19 protein-coding genes are annotated in these 18,096 nt (G+C 72.7%); 7 read left to right on the top strand and 12 right to left on the bottom strand.

Annotation, left to right across the window (positions count from 1 at the left end; all coding sequences use genetic code 11):
- Positions 1 to 8: 8 nt before the first annotated feature.
- The 9 genes from acnA to DSM112329_RS02155 all read right to left on the bottom strand — a co-directional run bounded on the left by acnA (position 9) and on the right by DSM112329_RS02155 (position 8,577).
- On the bottom strand, positions 9 to 2,750 hold the full coding sequence (acnA, locus tag DSM112329_RS02195; RefSeq protein WP_354700171.1) for an aconitate hydratase AcnA: 2,742 nt from the start codon (positions 2,748 to 2,750) through the stop codon (positions 9 to 11).
- 5 nt (positions 2,751 to 2,755) lie between these two features.
- Positions 2,756 to 3,148 carry a PIN domain-containing protein gene (locus tag DSM112329_RS02190; protein ID WP_354700170.1) on the bottom strand — a complete coding sequence of 131 codons (393 nt, stop codon included), beginning with the start codon at positions 3,146 to 3,148 and terminating at the stop codon, positions 2,756 to 2,758.
- Entirely contained in the window at positions 3,145 to 3,375 is a 231-nt protein-coding gene (locus DSM112329_RS02185; protein ID WP_354700169.1) for a CopG family transcriptional regulator, read from the bottom strand. Before DSM112329_RS02185 ends, DSM112329_RS02190 begins: the two co-directional genes overlap by 4 nt.
- A gap of 19 nt (positions 3,376 to 3,394) precedes the next feature.
- Entirely contained in the window at positions 3,395 to 3,826 is a 432-nt protein-coding gene (locus DSM112329_RS02180) for a vitamin K epoxide reductase family protein (protein ID WP_354700168.1), read from the bottom strand.
- A gap of 4 nt (positions 3,827 to 3,830) precedes the next feature.
- On the bottom strand, positions 3,831 to 4,658 hold the full coding sequence (locus DSM112329_RS02175; protein WP_354700167.1) for a thioredoxin domain-containing protein: 828 nt from the start codon (positions 4,656 to 4,658) through the stop codon (positions 3,831 to 3,833).
- 162 nt (positions 4,659 to 4,820) lie between these two features.
- Complete coding sequence (locus tag DSM112329_RS02170) at positions 4,821 to 5,567, bottom strand: YcnI family protein (protein ID WP_354700166.1); 747 nt, start codon at positions 5,565 to 5,567, stop codon at positions 4,821 to 4,823.
- A gap of 44 nt (positions 5,568 to 5,611) precedes the next feature.
- A complete protein-coding gene (locus DSM112329_RS02165) occupies positions 5,612 to 7,408 on the bottom strand; it encodes a copper resistance protein CopC (protein ID WP_354700165.1) in 1,797 nt (598 codons plus the stop codon).
- Positions 7,405 to 8,139, bottom strand: coding sequence for a hypothetical protein (locus DSM112329_RS02160; RefSeq protein WP_354700164.1), 735 nt, complete (start codon positions 8,137 to 8,139; stop codon positions 7,405 to 7,407). Before DSM112329_RS02160 ends, DSM112329_RS02165 begins: the two co-directional genes overlap by 4 nt.
- A gap of 102 nt (positions 8,140 to 8,241) precedes the next feature.
- Complete coding sequence (locus DSM112329_RS02155) at positions 8,242 to 8,577, bottom strand: hypothetical protein (protein WP_354700163.1); 336 nt, start codon at positions 8,575 to 8,577, stop codon at positions 8,242 to 8,244.
- 130 nt (positions 8,578 to 8,707) lie between these two features.
- Between DSM112329_RS02155 and DSM112329_RS02150 the strand changes: the two genes are divergently transcribed.
- The 7 genes from DSM112329_RS02150 to DSM112329_RS02120 all read left to right on the top strand — a co-directional run bounded on the left by DSM112329_RS02150 (position 8,708) and on the right by DSM112329_RS02120 (position 15,006).
- Positions 8,708 to 9,025 carry a hypothetical protein gene (locus tag DSM112329_RS02150; protein ID WP_354700162.1) on the top strand — a complete coding sequence of 106 codons (318 nt, stop codon included), beginning with the start codon at positions 8,708 to 8,710 and terminating at the stop codon, positions 9,023 to 9,025.
- Positions 9,026 to 9,238: 213 nt separating this feature from the next.
- A complete protein-coding gene (locus tag DSM112329_RS02145) occupies positions 9,239 to 10,444 on the top strand; it encodes a hypothetical protein (RefSeq protein WP_354700161.1) in 1,206 nt (401 codons plus the stop codon).
- Positions 10,441 to 11,607, top strand: a complete 1,167-nt coding sequence (locus DSM112329_RS02140) for a hypothetical protein (protein ID WP_354700160.1) — start codon at positions 10,441 to 10,443, stop codon at positions 11,605 to 11,607. The genes DSM112329_RS02145 and DSM112329_RS02140 overlap by 4 nt, the downstream gene beginning before the upstream one ends.
- Positions 11,607 to 11,966: a copper resistance CopC family protein gene (locus DSM112329_RS02135; protein WP_354700159.1), complete on the top strand. Its 360-nt coding sequence runs from the start codon at positions 11,607 to 11,609 to the stop codon at positions 11,964 to 11,966. The genes DSM112329_RS02140 and DSM112329_RS02135 overlap by 1 nt, the downstream gene beginning before the upstream one ends.
- Entirely contained in the window at positions 11,963 to 12,442 is a 480-nt protein-coding gene (locus DSM112329_RS02130) for a DUF427 domain-containing protein (RefSeq protein ID WP_354700158.1), read from the top strand. The genes DSM112329_RS02135 and DSM112329_RS02130 overlap by 4 nt, the downstream gene beginning before the upstream one ends.
- Before the next feature lie 704 nt (positions 12,443 to 13,146).
- Positions 13,147 to 14,658 (top strand): flavin monoamine oxidase family protein, encoded by a 1,512-nt coding sequence (locus tag DSM112329_RS02125; RefSeq protein ID WP_354700157.1) that lies wholly within the window; start codon positions 13,147 to 13,149, stop codon positions 14,656 to 14,658.
- A 42-nt stretch (positions 14,659 to 14,700) separates the two neighbouring features.
- On the top strand, positions 14,701 to 15,006 hold the full coding sequence (locus DSM112329_RS02120) for a hypothetical protein (RefSeq protein ID WP_354700156.1): 306 nt from the start codon (positions 14,701 to 14,703) through the stop codon (positions 15,004 to 15,006).
- 42 nt (positions 15,007 to 15,048) lie between these two features.
- Here DSM112329_RS02120 and DSM112329_RS02115 read toward each other — a convergent pair whose 3' ends face one another.
- Genes DSM112329_RS02115 through DSM112329_RS02105 form a run of 3 tightly spaced genes read right to left on the bottom strand, consistent with a single transcriptional unit; the run spans position 15,049 to position 18,095 of the window.
- Entirely contained in the window at positions 15,049 to 16,398 is a 1,350-nt protein-coding gene (locus DSM112329_RS02115; protein ID WP_354700155.1) for a hypothetical protein, read from the bottom strand.
- Complete coding sequence (locus tag DSM112329_RS02110) at positions 16,355 to 17,071, bottom strand: plastocyanin/azurin family copper-binding protein (RefSeq protein ID WP_354700154.1); 717 nt, start codon at positions 17,069 to 17,071, stop codon at positions 16,355 to 16,357. The genes DSM112329_RS02115 and DSM112329_RS02110 overlap by 44 nt, the downstream gene beginning before the upstream one ends.
- Entirely contained in the window at positions 17,055 to 18,095 is a 1,041-nt protein-coding gene (locus DSM112329_RS02105; RefSeq protein WP_354700153.1) for a multicopper oxidase domain-containing protein, read from the bottom strand. The genes DSM112329_RS02110 and DSM112329_RS02105 overlap by 17 nt, the downstream gene beginning before the upstream one ends.
- Between the last annotated feature and the right edge of the window lies 1 nt (position 18,096).

Below are 18,096 nucleotides of genomic sequence, written 5' to 3'. Positions count from 1 at the left end.
CGCGGCGCTCAGTCGCTGGCGACGATCTGGCGCAGGACGTACTGCAGGATCCCGCCGTGGCGGAAGTAGTCGCCCTCCTTCGGGGTGTCGATCCGGACGACCGCCTCGAACTCGACGTCGCCGGCCTTGACCGCACAGGTCTTCGGCAGGCCGCCGTCGTTCAGCACCTCCGCGAACCCGGTGATCGAGAACTCCTCCTCGCCGGTGAGGCCGAGCGAGTCCGCCGTCTGGCCCTCGGGGAACTGCAGCGGCAGGACGCCCATCCCGACGAGGTTCGAGCGGTGGATCCGCTCGAACGACTCGGAGATGACGGCGCGGACACCCAGCAGGTTGGTCCCCTTCGCCGCCCAGTCGCGGGACGAGCCCGAGCCGTACTCCTTGCCGCCGAGCACGACCAGCGGGACGCCCGCGGCGATGTACGCCTCGGAGGCCTCGTAGATCGAGGTCACCTCGCCGTCCTTCTTCGTCACGCCGCCCTCGGTGCCGGGCGCGAGCTGGTTGCGCAGGCGGATGTTCGCGAACGTGCCGCGGATCATCACCTCGTGGTTGCCGCGCCGTGAGCCGTAGGAGTTGAAGTCCTTGCGCTCGACGCCGTGCTCCTTCAGGTAGGTGCCGGCCGGGCCATCCGCCTTGATCGCGCCGGCGGGCGAGATGTGGTCGGTCGTCACCGAGTCGCCGAGCTTCGCGAGCACGCGCGCCCCGGTGATGTCCGTGACGGCCTCGGGCTCGGCGGGCATGCCGTCGAAGTACGGCGCGTGCCGGACGTAGGTCGACTCCGGGTCCCAGGCGAAGCGGTCGCCGGACGGGACGTCGAGCTCCTGCCAGTCCGTGCTGCCGTCGAACACGGTCGCGTAGGACTTGTGGAACATGTCGCTCTGCACGGCCTCCTCGACCGTCTGTGCGATCTCGGCCGTCGACGGCCAGATGTCCTTCATGTAGACGTCGTTGCCGGCGTCGTCCTGGCCGAGCGGGTCGGTGTACAGGTCGACGTCCATCGAGCCGGCGATCGCGTAGGCGACGACCAGCGGCGGCGACGCGAGGTAGTTCATCTTCACGTCCGGGTTGATGCGTCCCTCGAAGTTCCGGTTGCCGGAGAGGACGCTGACGGCGACCAGGTCGTGCTCGTTGATGGCCGCGCTGATCTCGTCCGGGAGCGGGCCCGAGTTGCCGATGCAGGTCGTGCAGCCGTAGCCGACGTTGTGGAAGCCGAGCGCCTCGAGGTCGTCGATCAGGCCGGCGCGCTCGAGGTACTCGGTGACGACGAGCGACCCGGGCGCGAGCGACGTCTTGACCCACGGCTTGGTGACGAGGCCCTTGGCGACCGCGTTGCGGGCCAGCAGGCCGGCGGCCAGCATGACCGACGGGTTCGACGTGTTCGTGCACGAGGTGATCGCGGCGATCACGACCGCGCCGTCCTGCAGCGAGCAGTTCGCGCCCGTCGACAGCGCGACGTCGGCGCTCCGCCGGTTCGCGGTGACGGTGGCCAGCGGAGCCTCGTCCTCCACGGCGCGCTCGCCGGCCTGGCTGCCCCCGGACTCGTCACCGGACGGCATGTACGTCTTGATCGCCTCGTCGAACGCCGACGAGGCGTCGGTGAGGGCGATGCGGTCCTGCGGGCGCTTGGGGCCGGCGATCGACGGGACGACGTCGCCGAGGTCGAGCTCCAGCGTGTCGGTGAACGTGGGCTCCTCGGCGTTCTCGTCGTGCCACAGGCCCTGCTCGCGGGCGTACGCCTCGACGAGCTCGCAGAGGTCGTCCGGCCGGCCCGAGAACTTCAGGTAGCGGACCGTCTCCGCGTCGATCGGGAAGATCGCGCAGGTCGAGCCGAACTCGGGGGACATGTTGCCGATGGTGGCGCGGTCGGCCAGCGGCAGCGCGCTCACGCCCGCGCCGTAGAACTCGACGAACTTGCCGACGACGCCCTTGGCGCGCAGCATCTCGGTGATCGTGAGGACGAGGTCGGTGGCCGTCGTCCCCTCCGGCAGCTCGCCCTTGAGCTTGAAGCCGATGACCTGCGGGATCAGCATCGGGATCGGCTGGCCGAGCATGGCCGCCTCGGCCTCGATGCCGCCGACGCCCCAACCCAGCACGCCGAGCCCGTTGACCATCGTCGTGTGCGAGTCGGTGCCGACGAGCGTGTCCGGGTAGGCCTCGCCGGTCTTGTCGTTGACGAAGACGGTGCGCGCCAGGTACTCGAGGTTGACCTGGTGCACGATCCCCGTGTCCGGCGGGACGACCTTGAACGTGTCGAACGCCTGCTGGCCCCACTTCAGGAACTGGTAGCGCTCGCGGTTGCGCTCGAACTCGAGGGCCGCGTTCTGCCCGAACGCCTCGCGGGTGCCGAAGTGGTCGACCTGGACGGAGTGGTCGATGACGAGCTCCGCCGGGACGAGCGGCTCGATCTTCGCGGGGTCGCCGCCCAGCTCGGCCATCGCGTCGCGCATCGCGGCGAGGTCGACGACGGCGGGAACGCCGGTGAAGTCCTGCATCACCACGCGCGCGGGCGTGAACGCGATCTCCTCGGACGGCGTCGCCTTCGCGTCCCACGAGGCGAGCGCGACGATGTCCTTCTCGGTCACCGCGCCGTTGCCCTCGGTCCGCAGCAGGTTCTCGAGCAGCACCTTGAGGCTGAACGGCAGCCGCGCGACGTCGTACTTCGCCTGCAGCGCGTCCAGGCGGTAGATGGTGAGCTCTTTGCCCGCGGCGCTGAGCGTCGCCTTGGCGTCGAAGGAGTTCGGGTTCTCGGACATCTGTGTCAGGGCCTTTCGGGGAGGAGCGTCAAGTCAAAGGAGGCGAAGTGGCTGTCGAAGCTGAGGATCCGGCCGGTGCGCAGACGCCGGGCGAGGGCGACGAGCGAGGCGTCCGCAAGACCGACCTTCGGCGCATCGCGCGCGATCGTCAAGGTCTCGCTCATGGCGTCTGCCCACCAGCGGACCCCGTATGCGCCGCTCTCGAAGTCGGCCCACAGCACGTCGCGGGCTGCGGGGCCGCCGCGCTGCGTGATCAGGTGGTCCATCTCGGCGACGGCGAGCGGGCTCGTGACGAGGTCCTCGTCGCTGTCGCGCAGGAAGTCGCGCGCGGCGACGTGGAACTCGTCGCGGACGATCGCCAGCGACAGGACGAAGCTCGTGTCCACCACCAGCGTCACCGTCCGAAGCCGCTCTCGCGCAGGGCGCGATCGACGTCGGACGACCACCAGTCGGGACCGTCGTCGGTGATCGTTCCGATGCCCTGCGGCTTGGGGCGCTTCGGGCGGGTCACGGCACCGGCGAGCGTGCGGCGGATGAACTCCGCCTTCGACAGTCCCTCCTCCTCGGCGCGGCGTGCCAGACGTTCGTCGAGCTCCGGGTCGAGGTAGAGGGAGGTCTTCTTCACCCTACGTAGGGTAACACCGTCAGGGGGCTGCTGTCGACCCTGCCGGCTGCGTTCTGACCAGGCGGGCCGTCGTGACGATCGCCAGGCCGGTCGTCACGATCGCGCTGCCGACGCACCAGATGCAGATCGCCTCGATCGTCCAGATCTCGCGGTAGGTCAGGTAGGCGCTGAACCCGAACCCGACGATCGACTGCGCCGCGGCCGCGAGCAGGCCCGCCTCGCCGCGGACGAAGAGGGACGCCAGGATCCCGACGTAGCCGATGAGCCCCAGCAGCGCGACCGGCACCCCGGCGAGCTTGGACCATTCGGAGTTCTGGACCTTCTCGCAGCCGTGGGCGATCTCGCACAGCGACTTGATGTCCGCGTAGTGGACGTAGGTCAGGTAGGACGCGATCCCCAGGCCGAACAGGCCCAGGGCGAGCGCGATCCGCCGGAGGGTCCTGTCGGCCACGACGTCAGGACCCGGTCAGGGCGGCGTCGAGGGCGGCCTTGACCCGGTCGTAGTCGGCGCCCGAGTCGTCGAACGTCAGGCCGTCCACAGCCTTCAGCGGTCCGCCGCTCTTCCCGATCAGGATCGCCGGGGTGCCGGTGACGCCGTTGGCGGCGGCGAGCGAGTCGGCCTCCTTGTCGGCCTCGGTCGCCGTCTCGGTGACCGGGCTCGCGAAGACCTTCGCGCTGTCGAGCCCGCTGACGCCGGCCGTCAGCTTCTTCAGGAACGCGTCGGTCCCGTAGCCCGTCTGCTCCTCGCCCTGGTTGCGGTAGAAGAGGTCGACAAAGTTCCAGAGCTTGTTCTGCTCGCCGGCGCGAGCGGCCACCTGGGAGCCGCGGACGGAGTCGGGGCCCAGGAAGGTCAGCAGGCGCAGTTCGAGCTTCACCTTGCCGGTCCGGACGTAGTCCTGGATGACCCGCGGGAGCGTCTGCACGGCGTAGTCGCGGCAGAACGGGCACTGCAGGTCGGCGAACTCCACCAGCGTCACCGGGGCCTTGGGGTCGCCGAGCGTGTTGCCGGACTGCGCCACGCCGGTGAGCATCTCGGACGACTCCGCGGCGCCGGCGACGGCCGCGGACGTGGGGGCGGGGGCCGCCGGCTCGTCGTCGTCGCCGCCGCCGGACGTGGCCAGGGCGACCGCCACGATCACAGCGGCCGCCGCGCCGACGAGGCCGCCGAGGATCGACAGGCGCCGCTTGCGCGCGGCGGACGCCGTTGCGGCCTGCTCGGCCGCCTGGCGCTCGGCGCGGGCAGCGTCGCGCCGGTCCTTCTTGCTCAGGTTGGGATCGCTCATGGTGGTGTGGGACTCCGATGCGGTGGGACGTGGCTCCGGGAAACGGTAGGCCCGGCGGCTGAGCCGGGCGTCAAGCGCGCGTGTCGCGCACCTAAAGCCGACGAACGCGCTTTTCCCCGAAGCCGGCTTCGGGAAAGAGCGCGTTGGTGCGGCGGGACGGGCTCAGGCCGGCGTGGACCGGCGGCGACCGGACGCCAGGCCCGCGGCGCCCAGCAGCACGCCCAGCCCGCCGACGATCAGCGCGGCCACGGCCAGGCCGTCGGTCTCGTGCTCGCTCGCCTTCTCCTCGTGGCCCTCGTCGGCAGCGGCCGCGGACCCTTCGGCGGCCGCGGCGGGCTCCGCGTCCTCGCCACCCGTGGCGGCGGCGGCGTGGTCCTCCCCGCCGCCGTGCCCGGCCTCTTCGCCGGCCGCGGCGGTGGTCAGCTTGACCGTCGGCGCGGGCTCGTCGCTGTCGGGCGCGCCGATCCAACGGGACACCTCGCCGTCCGTGTACGTCTGGACCGCCTTGAAGGTCAGCGTCTGCGCCTTGTCCGGCATCAGCACCGACAGCGGGAAGTCCTGGAAGCCGCCCGGCGGGATCCGGCCGCCGGTCCACGTGACCTGCGTGACGCCCTCGGTGATCTGGCCGTCGTCGGTCTCGATCGGGGTGGCGAGCTTCTCCTTCTTGACCGTCACCTCCCAGCCGGGGACGGGCTGGAAGCTCGCGGCGGCGAACCCGGGCGGCATCTGCAGCGCGATGGTCTTCGTGCTCGCCTCGTCGGACTCGTTGGGGACGCGGACGTCGATGACGGTGTACTCACCGGCGGTCGCGGTGTCGGGCTGGACGGTCACGTGCGCGGCCGCCGGGCCGGCGGTGGCCAGGACGGCGAGCGCGGCGAGCGCTGCGGCCAGGATGGGCTTGCGGTGCATGGTGGGTGCCTCCTCAGGCGGGCGTGGGACGGGAAGATGATGGGTCACCGGCCGACCTCGGCGGTGAAGCTGGTCTCGTACTGGTCGAACTCGGACACGCGGTCGACGACGTCGAACGTCCATGTCCCGCCGGGCACGAGCTGGAAGCGATCGGCCGTGTAGTGCCCCGGGCCGGTCTTCTGCATCGAGACGGCGATCGGGCCGACGCCGCTCTTCTTCTGGGTCGCCGTGACGGTGATCTCCTGCGTCCCGTCGAACGGACGGCCGCCCTTCGCGGCGAAGAGGTAGAGGTGCATGGTGTTCGCCCCGACGCGCGCCGGCTCGATCGTCGCCTCCAGCTGCAGGGGCCCGAGGCGCTCGGAGATGTTCACCGGGCCGGTCACGCCGGCCGTCGAGCTCGGCGGTGCGTAGCCGACCAGCGCGCCGGTGACCGCGAGGACGACCAGCACGGTGCCGACCTCCAGGCGGAGCGTGCGGCGCAGCAGGTGGCCCGCCGCGCCCGGGGTCCCGCCGCCGGAGGCGAGCTGCCGCAGCTGCGGCAGGACGCGCTGCCGGTTCGTCGCCCCCATGCCGATCAGCGCGAGGATCAGGCCGATCTTGATCAGGACCGCGCGCCCGAAGGCGTCGTCCAGGAAGTCCCCGAACGACTGCAGGTAGACGATCGACTGCAGCGTCCCGGTGATGCTCAGCGCCAGGACACACGCGAGCGCGAGCGGTGAGAAGCGGACGAGGACCGCGGCGAGCAGCCGGGTCCGGTCGACCGGCTCGAGCGCGGCGGTCGCCCGCGGGACCAGCAGGAGCAGCCCGGCGAGGCCGCCGAACCAGAGGCTCATCGCCAGGACGTGGACGACGTCGGCGGGGATCAGCAGCAACGGCTCGTCCTGAGTGGTCGCGTGCCCGGCGAACGCGGGGGCGAACGCCAGCGCTGTCGCCGGCACGATCAGCGCCACGAGCCGGGCTGTCCCGGGCGCGCCGAGGACCTGCCCGTCGGCGCCGAGCGCGGCCGGGCGCAGCGCGAAGGCGTGCCGCGGCGCGACGACGACCAGCGCCGCGCCGAGCGCCGCCCAGACGCCCGCCTTCAGCGCCCACACGGTGCCGAAGCGCGTCGAGATCACGTCCCGCAGGATGGTCCCGTCGAGGGCGCCCCAGAACGTCGTGCCGGCCGCGACCGCACCCTGGAAGACGATGCCCAGCGCCGTGGACACGAGGCCGAGCAGGACGACGGCGAAGAGGATCCGCCGGGCGCGGGCGGCGAGCGCCTCGGACGCGGTCCGCCACTCGGCCCCGGCGCCTGCGACCTCCGCCAGGCCACGCCGCCAGCACCAGAGCAGGAACGCGAGCAGACCGATCGCCAGCGCCGTCGCCAGGTAGTCGATCGAGCGGGCGATGCCGAACGGCACCTTCGTCGCCGGCCCGGCCTTCGCGGTGCCGATCAGCTCGTCGATGGTCTTCGACGTGCTGGCGCCGGCCTTGCCGATCGAGAAGACCAGACCGCCCTCGACGGGATGCCCGTCCGCCGAGACGACGCGGTAGGTCGCGGTGTACGTGCCGTCGGGGAGGTTCGGCTTCAGGCCCGTCTGCAGGACCTTGCCCTGTCCGCCCGGGTGCTTGGTGTCGCCGTCGTCGACGCGGCGGGCGGCGACGTCGAAGACCTTGACGGCGCCGAACTTGCCCTCGACCGACTCGTCGAAGCGGAACTGGACGGTCTTCGGCTGCGTCTTGGCGACCGCGTCGCGGGCCGGCACGGAGTCGACCAGCCGGGCGTGGGCGGATGCCTCGCCCGCCAGGGCGGCGGCGAGCGCACAGGCCGCGAGGACCAGGATCGCGAGCCGGCGGATCACCAGGCTTCGTCCCGCGGAGCCGCTGTCGTGCCGGGCTCTTCAGCGGCGCCCGCACCGGCACCGGCCGCCGCGGCCGGGCCACCGGCGGCCTCTGCGGCGCGCCGGCGCCGCGTCACGACGACCGCGGCGCCGCCGGCCAGCAGCAGCACGGCGAAGCCGACGATCGCGCCGACAGGCGGGCCCGAGTCGTCCGTGGGCTGCCAGAACAGCTGACCGGCGACGGCGCCCTTCGCGCTGCCGACGGCGATCGGCAGCTCCCAGTCGAAGACCTTCGTGCGGACGCCCTCGTCCTTCACCTGCGGCGGCGTGCCCTTCGTCATCCAGTGGATGCGGTGATCGTGCCACTCGTAGCGTCCCGTCTTGTCGACGGTCTTCCACTGGGGCGTCGCCTTCGCGTCGGCGAACTTCGGCGTGCTGGCCTCGCCGAAGCGATCGGAGTTCAGGTACGTCGCCGGTGAGAGGCGGTTCACCTGGACCGTCCCGTCGGCGAGGATCCGCACGTACGGCTCCTTGTTGTAGCCGTAGGCGATGACCGGCTCGTCGCTGCGGTTCGTCAGCTCGATGCGGTCGTCGAGGTTGAGGATCTGCAGGCTGACGCCCTGCTGGACGGGCGTGACGCCGGTGATCAGCGACCGGAAGTTCGGGTTGCCCTGGTGGGCGGAGGCGATGGACGCGGGCAGGCAGGTCGCGAGGGCGACGGCGAGCGCGGCGGACGGCAGGAAGCGGCGCATGGCAGCGGACTCCGGACGACGGAAGGGACGACGATGTGGGGCGGCGGCGTGGTCGGGTGACGCGCACCGGCGCTGGTCGCGGCCACGTGGTGGCCGGCTGGATCAGACGGGAGCGAGGACGCCGCGGGGTGGCCCGCGCCGGCTCATCGCCGTCGCGAGGCGGGCCCCGCCACCGGTGGCGAACGCCCGGGGCGCCCGGCCGAGGCGCGGGGCGAGCGCGGCCGCAGCGCGACGGCGGCGCGGGACGAACGCGGCCGTCCAGCGCTGCAGCGTCTCCTCGCCGACGTAGCGGCCCGCCAGCAGCGGGAGGAACAGGACGATCGCCGGGGTCAGCAGCAGCAGACCGGCGTCCAGTCCGGCCACGGACTGCGCGAGGGCGACGCCCACGGCGAACACGCCGAGGGCCCCCATCAGGCGCATGTCCGGACGCGAGGGCATCACCCACATCGTACGCACACCGGCGCCGACCGCCACATCCCGCCGGGTGCAGGAACCCGCCACCGGCCACCGCTGCATCACGTTCGGACCGCCGTCCAGACGTCGGGTTCGTGGTACAACTCGGCGCTCGATGGGCCTTTCGTCCCCCAGCTCACGGCGCCGCGCCACCCTGCTCGTCGCCCTCGCGGGCGGCGTCGCGGTGACGTCCGTCGTCGGCGTGTCGGCGGCCCTCACGCTCGCCCCGGCCGCGCTGCTGCTGGTCCTGCTCGCCCAGGGGATCCACCCCGGCGAGCAGCTCATCGAGCGCTGGCGGAGCGCCCGCACCGGGGTCCGCCGCCGGGCGGCCGTCGTGGTCGCGCGTCCGGTGCTCCCGGTCCTGGTGGCCCGCACCGGCCGCCTGCTGCACGCGGCGCTGGCGATGCGCCCGCCGCCCGCGGCCGCCGTCTAGCCCCACCCTCGTCACGCGGCCGATCCGGCTCGTCGCGGCGCAGGACACCAGGCCGTCCCCGCAGCGGGGCACGGTCCGCGCCGCCGTCCGTTCCCGCCCGGAGCACACCGACCGAGCGGGGTGGCAGCGTCAGATGTCGCTTTTCGACATCTCGCGCTGCCACCCACCCACGGGCTGCGCGCTCCACCTGACCCATGACGGAAGGAGGGCGCCTTGCGCGCTCGACCATCCCGCTCCACGACGGTGCGCGCTGCGCTGCCGGTCGCGATCCTCGCCGCTCTGGCGGGCTTCGCGTCCCCGGCGGCCGCTGCCGCGCCGGCCCCGTGCGGCGGCATCCCCCAGATCACCGACCCGTCGAAGGACGGGCACCATCCCAACACCGACGTGCTGTCCGCGTGGTTCTCCGAGGAGGCCGGGCGCCTGCAGGCCGTCGTCAAGACGTTCGGCGCCGGTCACACGGCCGAGCACACCGACGCGGAGCTGAACGTCGCCGCCTACGCCGTCCTCTTCGAGGTCGCCGGGCGCACGCGCTTCGTCCGCGCGTCGCTGCCCACCGGGGCGCCCGGCTTCCAGTACGATTACGGGACCTACACCGCGCCCAGCACCTTCACGGTCGAGGGGACGACGACGGGCAGCGAGATCGGCGGGCCGGGCGGCACGCTGACCATCGACGTTCCGGCGCAGACGGGCGCGACCCCGGGCGTCACGCTCGCGCGGCCGTTCGTGCTGACCTACGACGGGGTGTCGGGCGGTGTCCCGGACTGGGTCGACCACGCCCCCGGCGGCGTCTCGCCGACCGATCCGAGCGTCGGCGCGGACTACGTCGTCGGCTCGTGCGCGCCGCTGGTCCCGGTGCCCGGCGGGGATCCGGTGCCCGGCCCCGGGAGCACGCCGGTCCCGGCGGTCCGCACGAGCGCCGTGGCCCTCACCGCTCCCGCGCGGCTCACCGGCGGAGGGCTCGCCAAGCTCACCGGCCGGGTGGTTCCGGCCCGGGGCGGCGTCCCCGTCGACGTCACGGTCACCGGCGGGCGCAAGCTCGTCCGCCGCGTGAGCACCGCCGCCGACGGCAGCTTCGCGGTCACCGTCCCGCTGAAGCAGACCAGCAAGGTCCGGGCGGTCGCCGAGGGCATCGGCTCCCAGACCGCCACCGTGACCGTCCGCTCCACCGTCCGCATCGCGATCAAGCGCCTGCCCGGCGGGATCGTGACCGTGCGGGGGACCGTCCGCCCGGCGCTCCCCGGCAAGGCGCTGCTGCTCCGCACCACCAGCTCCATCCCGACCGCGACGACCAGGGTCAGCGCAGCCGGCACCTTCAGCTTCCGGGTCAAGCGACCCCGGACCGGCCGCTACCAGGCCGTCTACATCCCGTCTTCGGGCCGCGCAGAGCGGTCCGTCTCGAACACAGGAGTCATCCGATGATCCGCCGCACCACCACCGCCCGCCTCGCGGGTGCCGCGCTGGCCGCGGCTGTCCTCGCCGTCCCGGCTGCCGCGTCGGCGCACCCCGGGATCTTCACCCTCGACGCGAAGATCGTGCGGCCGGGGGCGCCGACGCCGCCCACGGTCGCCGACGCGATCACGCAGCGCCAGTACGCGATCCTCAACGACGGCTACGTCACGGTCCTGCGCGAGAGCAACGGGATCACCGACACGGCGAAGGCCGCCGTCCCGGCGAGCGGCAACGAGCCGGCCCAGCCGGCCACGGTCGCCGGCGGAGGGATGCTCAACTACAAGCTGCTGCCCGGCGCGATCCGGGCCAACACCGCCGCGTTCCCGGACAAGGCGAGCTGGCTGGCCTACCTACCCGCGCGGTCCGACGTGCAGGCGCACGCGACCTGCGCGAACGTGCCGGCCCTCGAGAGCACCCCGAACATCCTCGCCTGGCAGAACGACCCGTTCTACCGGTACATCCCGTGGCAGAAGACGTCGGCGGGGATCGCGGACGAGCCAGCGAAGTGGATCCCCGTGGTGAAGACGGCCACCGGCGTCGACCTGTCGACGTTGACCTCGGTCGACGACTTCACGAAGGCGTGCACCGCGCTCGGCGGGACGTACGCGCCGGCCGACGCCACCGTCACGCTGCCGCCCAACGCCTCGTCGGCGTCGATCGCCGACGCGGTCGCCCCCGTGACCGCGGCCAAGGTCGCCGCCGAGGCCGCGGCGGACGCCGCGAACGCCAGGGCCGCCGCCGCCGAAACCGCCCGCGCCGCCGCCGTCGCCGACGTCCAGCGCCTGCAGCTGGCCGCCACGCCGCTGCGCCTGACGCTGACCGCGCCGCCGACCCTCAAGACGCTCCCGACGGCCGGGGTCCCGGTCCGCGTGACGGGCGCGCCGCTGACCGTGGTCCGCGTCCGGCTCCTGACCACCGACGCCAAGGCGAAGGCGCTGAAGCTGAAGTCGCGCGTGTTCGCCACGGCGACCGTCACGCTCGACGCCACCGGCGCGTCGGCCCGGACCCTGAAGCCGACGGCTGCCGCCGGCCGGGCGATCCAGCGGGGCAAGGGCAGCCTGGCGCTGACGGTCGACGCGGTCGCCGGCGACCGCTCGGCGGGCCTGACTTCGATCCTGAAGGCGGGCAAGTGATGCGGCGCCTGATGCCGGCGGTCACGGCGCTCGTCGCCGCGGGAGCCGTCGCGGCCGCCCCGGCGCTCGCGCACGTCGACCTCGAGCGGACCAGCCCCGGGAAGGGCAAGACGGCCAAGACGAGCACCAGGTCCGTGACGGTCAGCTTCAGCGGGTCGTTCGTCACCGGGAAGCTCACCGTCACCGGGCCCGGCGGGAAGGTCGTCGGACGCGGCGGGCAGGACCCCCGCAAGACCTCCCGTCTGCGCGCGGAGCTGCGATCCGGCCTGAAGCCAGGCACGTACAAGGCGACATGGCGGATCCTCGACCAGGACGGACACCGGCAGAACGGGACGTTCACGTTCAAGCTGAGGCGGTGAGCGACCGGCCGACCGAGAACGTCTGGCAGTACCCGCGTCCCCCCGCCCTCGTCCCGTGCGAGCGGCGGGTCCGGATCGAGCTCGGCGGTGTCCTCATCGCCGACTCGGTCCGCGCGCTGCGGGTCCTGGAGACGAGCCACCCGCCGACGATCTACATCCCGCCACAGGACGTCGACCCCGCCCACGTGACGCCGTCCCGCGCGCGGTCCACGTTCTGCGAGTGGAAGGGCAGCGCGGTCTACTTCGACGCGCGCGCCCCCGGCCGGCGCGAGGACGCGGTGGCGTGGGCCTACCCGCAGCCGACCGCCGGGTTCACGGCCCTGCGCGATCACCTCGCGTTCTACCCCGGGCGGATGGACCGGTGCCGGCTGGACGAGGAGGTCGTCCGCACCCAGGAGGGCGACTTCTACGGCGGCTGGATCACGGACGAGATCCAGGGCCCGTTCAAGGGCGGCCCGGGGACCTGGGGCTGGTAGCGGAGCGGTTCTTTGCACCGAAAGGGCGGTTGTGGTCGGGGTCGGTGGCGCTGGCGCCGTGGGCCTGGTGGTCGGGGGTCGGTGGCGCTGGCGCCGAGGACCTGGTGCTCGCGTGCTGGTGGCGCTGACGCCGAGGACCGCCCCGGTCGCGGCGGCTGTGGGAACTGCGGGCTGCAGACGGTGGTATGCGCTGGGCGGTCGCGGCGGCCTGGGTGCGGGGCTGTGGGCGGGGTGGCCGGCTGTGCGAACCGCGGAGATCGGGGACCTTGTCCCTCAGCGCATGCCATGCATGCTTCAGCGCGCAAGGTCGGCTCCGCACCCGCGACATCGGGGTCCTCGGAGGATGTGACGGGGTTTGCCCCCCCAAACCCTCCACGCGTCCTAGCCACGGCCGGGCAGCAGTGCCTCCTCGGAGGATTCGGCGGGGCATACCCCCCAAACCCTCCACGCGTGGCACGACGCCCAGCCTGAGGAGCTCCGCTCCCGCTTGGCTGCCACCGCGGCCCGCCCGCGGAACACGGCACACGCCGTCACCAAAGCCGGTCGCGCCGTCGTTGAGGCTGTTCCGCGTCCTACGAGAGAGCTCGCTCCTTCGCCGCAATTAGATCATCTGACTGCCCCGAAACGACCACTCCGGGCCCAGCCCGACTGGTAGACGGATTACCGGTGCGCTGGCTGAGCCCCAGGGTGGGAAGATGCGGCGCATGACGCAGAGCGGACTCACCCGGCGCGGGCTCATCGGGACCGGGGCCGCAGCCGGCGCCGGTGCGCTCGCCACCCGCACCACGGATGCGGACGCCGCGACCGCGAAGAAGACCGCGGCAGCCAAGGCGAAGCGGGCGGACGTGGTCGTCGTCGGCGCCGGGCTCAGCGGCCTGCAGGCGGCGCTCGACGTCGTCGCCGCCGGAAAGACGGTCATCGTGCTCGAGGCCCGCCGGCGGGTCGGCGGGCGGCTCCTGAACCGCGACCTCGGACCGGCCCACCCCGGCAAGGTCGTCGAGATCGGCGGGCAGTGGGTCGGCCCCACGCAGGACCGCCTGCTCGCGCTCGCGAAGGACCTCGGCGTCGACACCTTCAAGACGTACAACGACGGGCAGTACCTCTACCACCGCGGCGGCACGAACCAGCGCTACGACACGAACGGCCCACTCGGCGCCGTGCCGCCGGACCTCGCCGGCGCCGCCGAGGCGTTCCTCGCGATCGCGCGCCTGAACCAGATGGCGGCGACCCTGCCGATCGACGCGCCCTGGAAGGCCGCGAGCGCCGTCGACTGGGACAGCCAGACGTTCGAGACGTGGAAGCGGGCCAACGCCGTCACCCCGGCCGGGCACCTCCTGCTCGACCTCGCGATCCAGGCAGTGTGGGCGGCGGAGCCCCGCGACGTGAGCCTGCTGCACGTCCTGGCGTACATCCGCGGGGCCGGCGACACGCGCACTCCCGGAACGCTCGAGCGGCTGATCAACACCGCCGGCGGGGCGCAGGAGTCGCGGTTCGTCGGCGGCTCGCAGCGCGTCACGCTCGGCATGGCCAAGCGGCTCGGGCGGCGGGTCCTGCTGGGCCGGCCGGTCCGCCGCATCACCCAGAAGGGCGGCCGCGTCGAGGTGCTCGCGGACGGCGTGACCGTCCGCGCGAAGTCGGCGATCGTGACAGCGCCGCCGGCCGTGACCGCGTCGATCGACTACCGCCCCGCCCTCCCGGCGGAGCGGGCGCAGCTGCTGCAGCGCTTCCCGCAGGGCAACGCGATCAAGTGCATCGCGGTGTACGACCGGCCCTTCTGGCGCGACGCGGGGCTGGCCGGCCAGGTCACGTCGGACGCGGAGCCGTGCCGGATCACGTTCGACAACTCGCCGCCGGACGGTAGCCCCGGTATCATGCTCGGCTTCATCGAGGGCCACTTCGCGCGGGTCTGGGCGCGGAAGTCCGCGGCCGAGCGCCGCGCCGGGGTCCTGGCGAACCTCGTCAGCTACTTCGGCCCGCAGGCGGCGAAGCCGTCCCAGTACTTCGAGATGGACTGGTCCTCGGAGCAGTGGACGCGCGGCTGCTACGTGGGCTTCACGCCGCCCGGCGTGCTGCTCGACTACGGCGAGGCGATCCGTGCCCCGGTCGGCCGGATCCACTGGGCCGGTGCGGAGACCGCCACCTACTGGAACGGCTACATGGACGGCGCGGTGCGGTCCGGCTCGCGCGCGGCGGCGGAGGCGCTCGGCGACCTCTGACGGCGGCGCGCCGGTCGGTGGCCGTCCGTCATCATGCGGACCATGGACACCGCCGAGACCATCAAGCAACTCGACCGCATCCGCCTGCTCGCGCTGGTCGACTTCCTGGCCCTGATCCCGCTCGTGATCTGCTTCGTGATCGGCAGCGACGCCGTGAAGTCCATCCTCGGACCGATCCACGGCATCGGGTACGTCGGGCTGCTCTACCTCTGCGCGAAGGGCGCCGGCGAGGGCCGCTGGGGCTGGTGGTTCCCGGCGATCGTCGTCGTCACGCTCGGCCCTCCCGGCTCGCTGATCGGCGACATCAAGATCCGCCGCGAGCTCGAGGCCGCCGGGGCGACGACGTAGGCGGGGCCGCCGGCAGACGGCCGCGGTCGCGGCGCCGGGGACCTACCGCGCGACGACGTTGTAGGGCGCGATCCGGCGCCCCGAGAAGCGACCGGTGACGCGGAACGTCGTCCGGTCCTCCTGGCGGACCGACGTGCGCGCCGCGCGCGGGATCCTGACGTAGACGGTGCGGCGGCCGATGTACCCGAGGTCGATCCCGACCGTCGCGAACTTCTGGCCCTGGTAGCTGACCTGCAGCACGCACCGCCCGGGCTGGTTGCCCGCACAGGTGACCGGGATGCCGCGCAGCAGCGTCCGGTCGCGGCGGACCGCGTACGGCGCCGCCCGCGTGATGCGCTCGCGATCGAAGCCCGTGATCTTGCGGATCGCGTTGTTGCGGTAGTCGGAGACGTAGACCGTCTCGCCGTCCGGGGTGACCGCGATCCCGCGCGGCCCGTTGAAGCGCGCCACGCCGGCACCGCCGTTGCGGTAGCCCTGGCCGACGCCTGCCAGCGTCGCCATGACCCCGCGCGGCGAGACGATGCGGATGCGGTTCGTGCCGACGTCCGCGATGTAGACGTAGCCGGCCCGGTCGACGGCCACCGCCGCGGGGCGTCCGAGCGTCGCCAGGCCGGGGCCGCCGTCCTGTGCCCCGTAGTTGCTCGTGCCCGCGAAGGCATAGAAGCTCTTGCGCGCCGGCCCGATCCGCAGCACCTGCTGGTGGTCGGTGTCGGCGACGTAGAGGGACCCGTCCGGACCGCTGGCGACCCCGGACGGCTTGTGCAGGCCGTCGAGGATGACCCGCGGCCGGTTGCCGCCGGTCAGCTTGCGCAGCCAGTTCGCGCCCTCCTCGATCGTGTAGACCCCGCCGCCCGGGTCGACCGCGATGCCCTTCACGCGGAAGACCCCCCGGACCGGCCGGAAGGAGACGGTCGCGCCGCCGTCCGAGCGCGTGCGGCGCACGGTCTGGTTGAGGGTGTCGGCGACCAGGATGTCGCCGTTGCGGTCGACCGCAACGCCCTCGGGGTCGTTGAACGTCGTCGAGGACCCGCGCCGCCCGTCGCGCTTGCCGGAGTACCGCGAGCCGGCGACCGTGCTCACCTCGCCGTCCGGGGTCATGCGCCGGATGCGGTTGTTCCCGGCGTCGGCGATGATCAGGTTCTCCTCGCCGTCGATCGCCAGGCCGGCCGGCTTGCGGAAGCGCGCCTCCGAGCCGAGGCCGTTGCGGATGCCCTTGCGCTGGCTGCCGGCGATGGTGACGACGGACGCACCGTTCTCCGCCCGGACGGCCGCCGCGGCCCGCGTGTCGTTCAGGCCCGTGCCGCCCCCGGCGATGACGACGGCAGCGCCGCCGGCGAGCAGCCCGGCGCTAACCGCGGCCGCGCGCGCGGACCGTGAACGTGGTGATGGCATCCTTGCTCTGGTTGTTGTCGACATCTGCGGCTCGGAAGAAAGCACGGTAACGCCCCGCTTTCAGGGTGCTCTTGAGACGGCCCTCGTTGAATCCCACGTGACCGTCGTACTTGCGCGTCTCGACCAGCACCCAGCGCCGGCCCTTCTGCTTCAGGACGTCGACGGTCACCTTCGCGCTCTCGTCGAGCGTGTACAGGACCGACCGGCCACGGATCTTGACACCATCGACCTCCGGAGGGGTGAGGTCGCCGAGGATCACCGGCTCGGGGTCGGTCGACGGGGCCCCGGTCCCGGGCAGCGGCTGCACGGTGACCGTCCCGCGGACGATGCCGTGTAGGACGCAGTGGAAGTCGTAGATTCCTGGCGCGCCGAAGCGGATCTGGAAGCGGTCGCCCGGCTTGTGGTCGGGCGTGCGGCCCGGGTCCGAGTCGTACTGCAGGGCGTTCGCCGACAGGCCGGTGATCGAGTGCTGCGTGTCGGGCCCCGCCCAGATCCAGGTGACCGTGTCCCCCAGGTTGACCGTGACCGCCGGCGGGGACCACTGAAAGTCGCCCACCGCGACCTTGCGCGAGGCGGCGGCTGCGAGGCCCGCCGGCAGCGCCGCCGCGCCCAGCGTCCCGCTCAGCGCTACGGCGGCCAGGGCGCGCGCGACGGTCCTAGGGCTCGACCACATAGAAGCCGTTCATCCCCTCGTGCAGATGCGAGAAGACGTGGCAGTGGTAGAACCAGCGCCCGGCGTTGTCCTCGGTGAACTGCAGCGAGTAGCTGTCGGCAGGCCCGACCGTCGCGTTGTCCACCACCCGGCCGTCCGGCGCCGTCCAGCGGTGGCCGTGCAGGTGGTAGGTGTGGAAGTCGTTGTTCATCCCGATGACGTGCTGAGCGACCTTCTGGCCCACCTTCGCCGTCAGCGTCGGGGTGTTGCCGGCGAACGAGCGCCCGTTGATGCAGTGGAACGGCTTGCGCAGCCCGGTCGCGGCCGGCAGCAGCGAGTTGAAGAAGATGTAGTGCTCGACGTCCGGCCGCGGCGCACCCTTCTTGCGGACGTTGATCGCCCCGAAGAGCCCCTTGTACAGCGGTGCGGGATCCAGCGGACCGTGGTCGTGGTAGGGCCAGACGCCCTCCGTCCCGGCCTTGCAGTCCCACGAGTACTGGAACGTCTTGCCCGGCTTCACGAACCCGCCCGGGTCGGTGAACTTGCCCTTGTAGGCGCCGTCCATCTGCTGCGAGTAGAAGACGCCGTGCGGGTGCATCGTGACCGGCACGGTCAGCGTGTTCCTGAAGTTGACGACGAGCGTGTCGCCGGTCTCGGCTTCCAGCAGCGGGCCCGGCATCTGCGCCGGGCCCTTGGGGGCGCCGAAGTTCGCCGTGTACTCGCGGTAGCACCAGGCCGTGAACTTCGTCTTCTCCGTGACCTTCTTGTCCATCATCGCGTCCCGCTTGGTGGGGACGATGTTCCACTTGACCGCCTCAGCGGTGATCCAGTACTCGCGCCGGGTGCCGCCCGCGGCCGGTGCGGGCACTGGGGCGCCCGGCAGCTGCCGCAGCTCGGCGCTGCGCACGTTCGGCGGCGTCGGGATCTGGCCCGCGAGCTCCTGCCAGTCGGGCTCCGGGCCGTCCGCCGCGATCTGCCTGCCGGCGATCGTGCACAGGAACAGCCCGGCCCCGCCGGAGAGGAAGTGACGGCGGTCGGTCTGCATC

Origin of the sequence: Paraconexibacter sp. AEG42_29 (genome assembly GCF_040581415.1) — a bacterium.
Taxonomy (GTDB): Bacteria; Actinomycetota; Thermoleophilia; order Solirubrobacterales; family Solirubrobacteraceae; genus Paraconexibacter.
The sequence above is the reverse complement of the archived record's forward strand: the minus strand, read 5'-3'. Positions and strand labels throughout refer to the sequence as shown.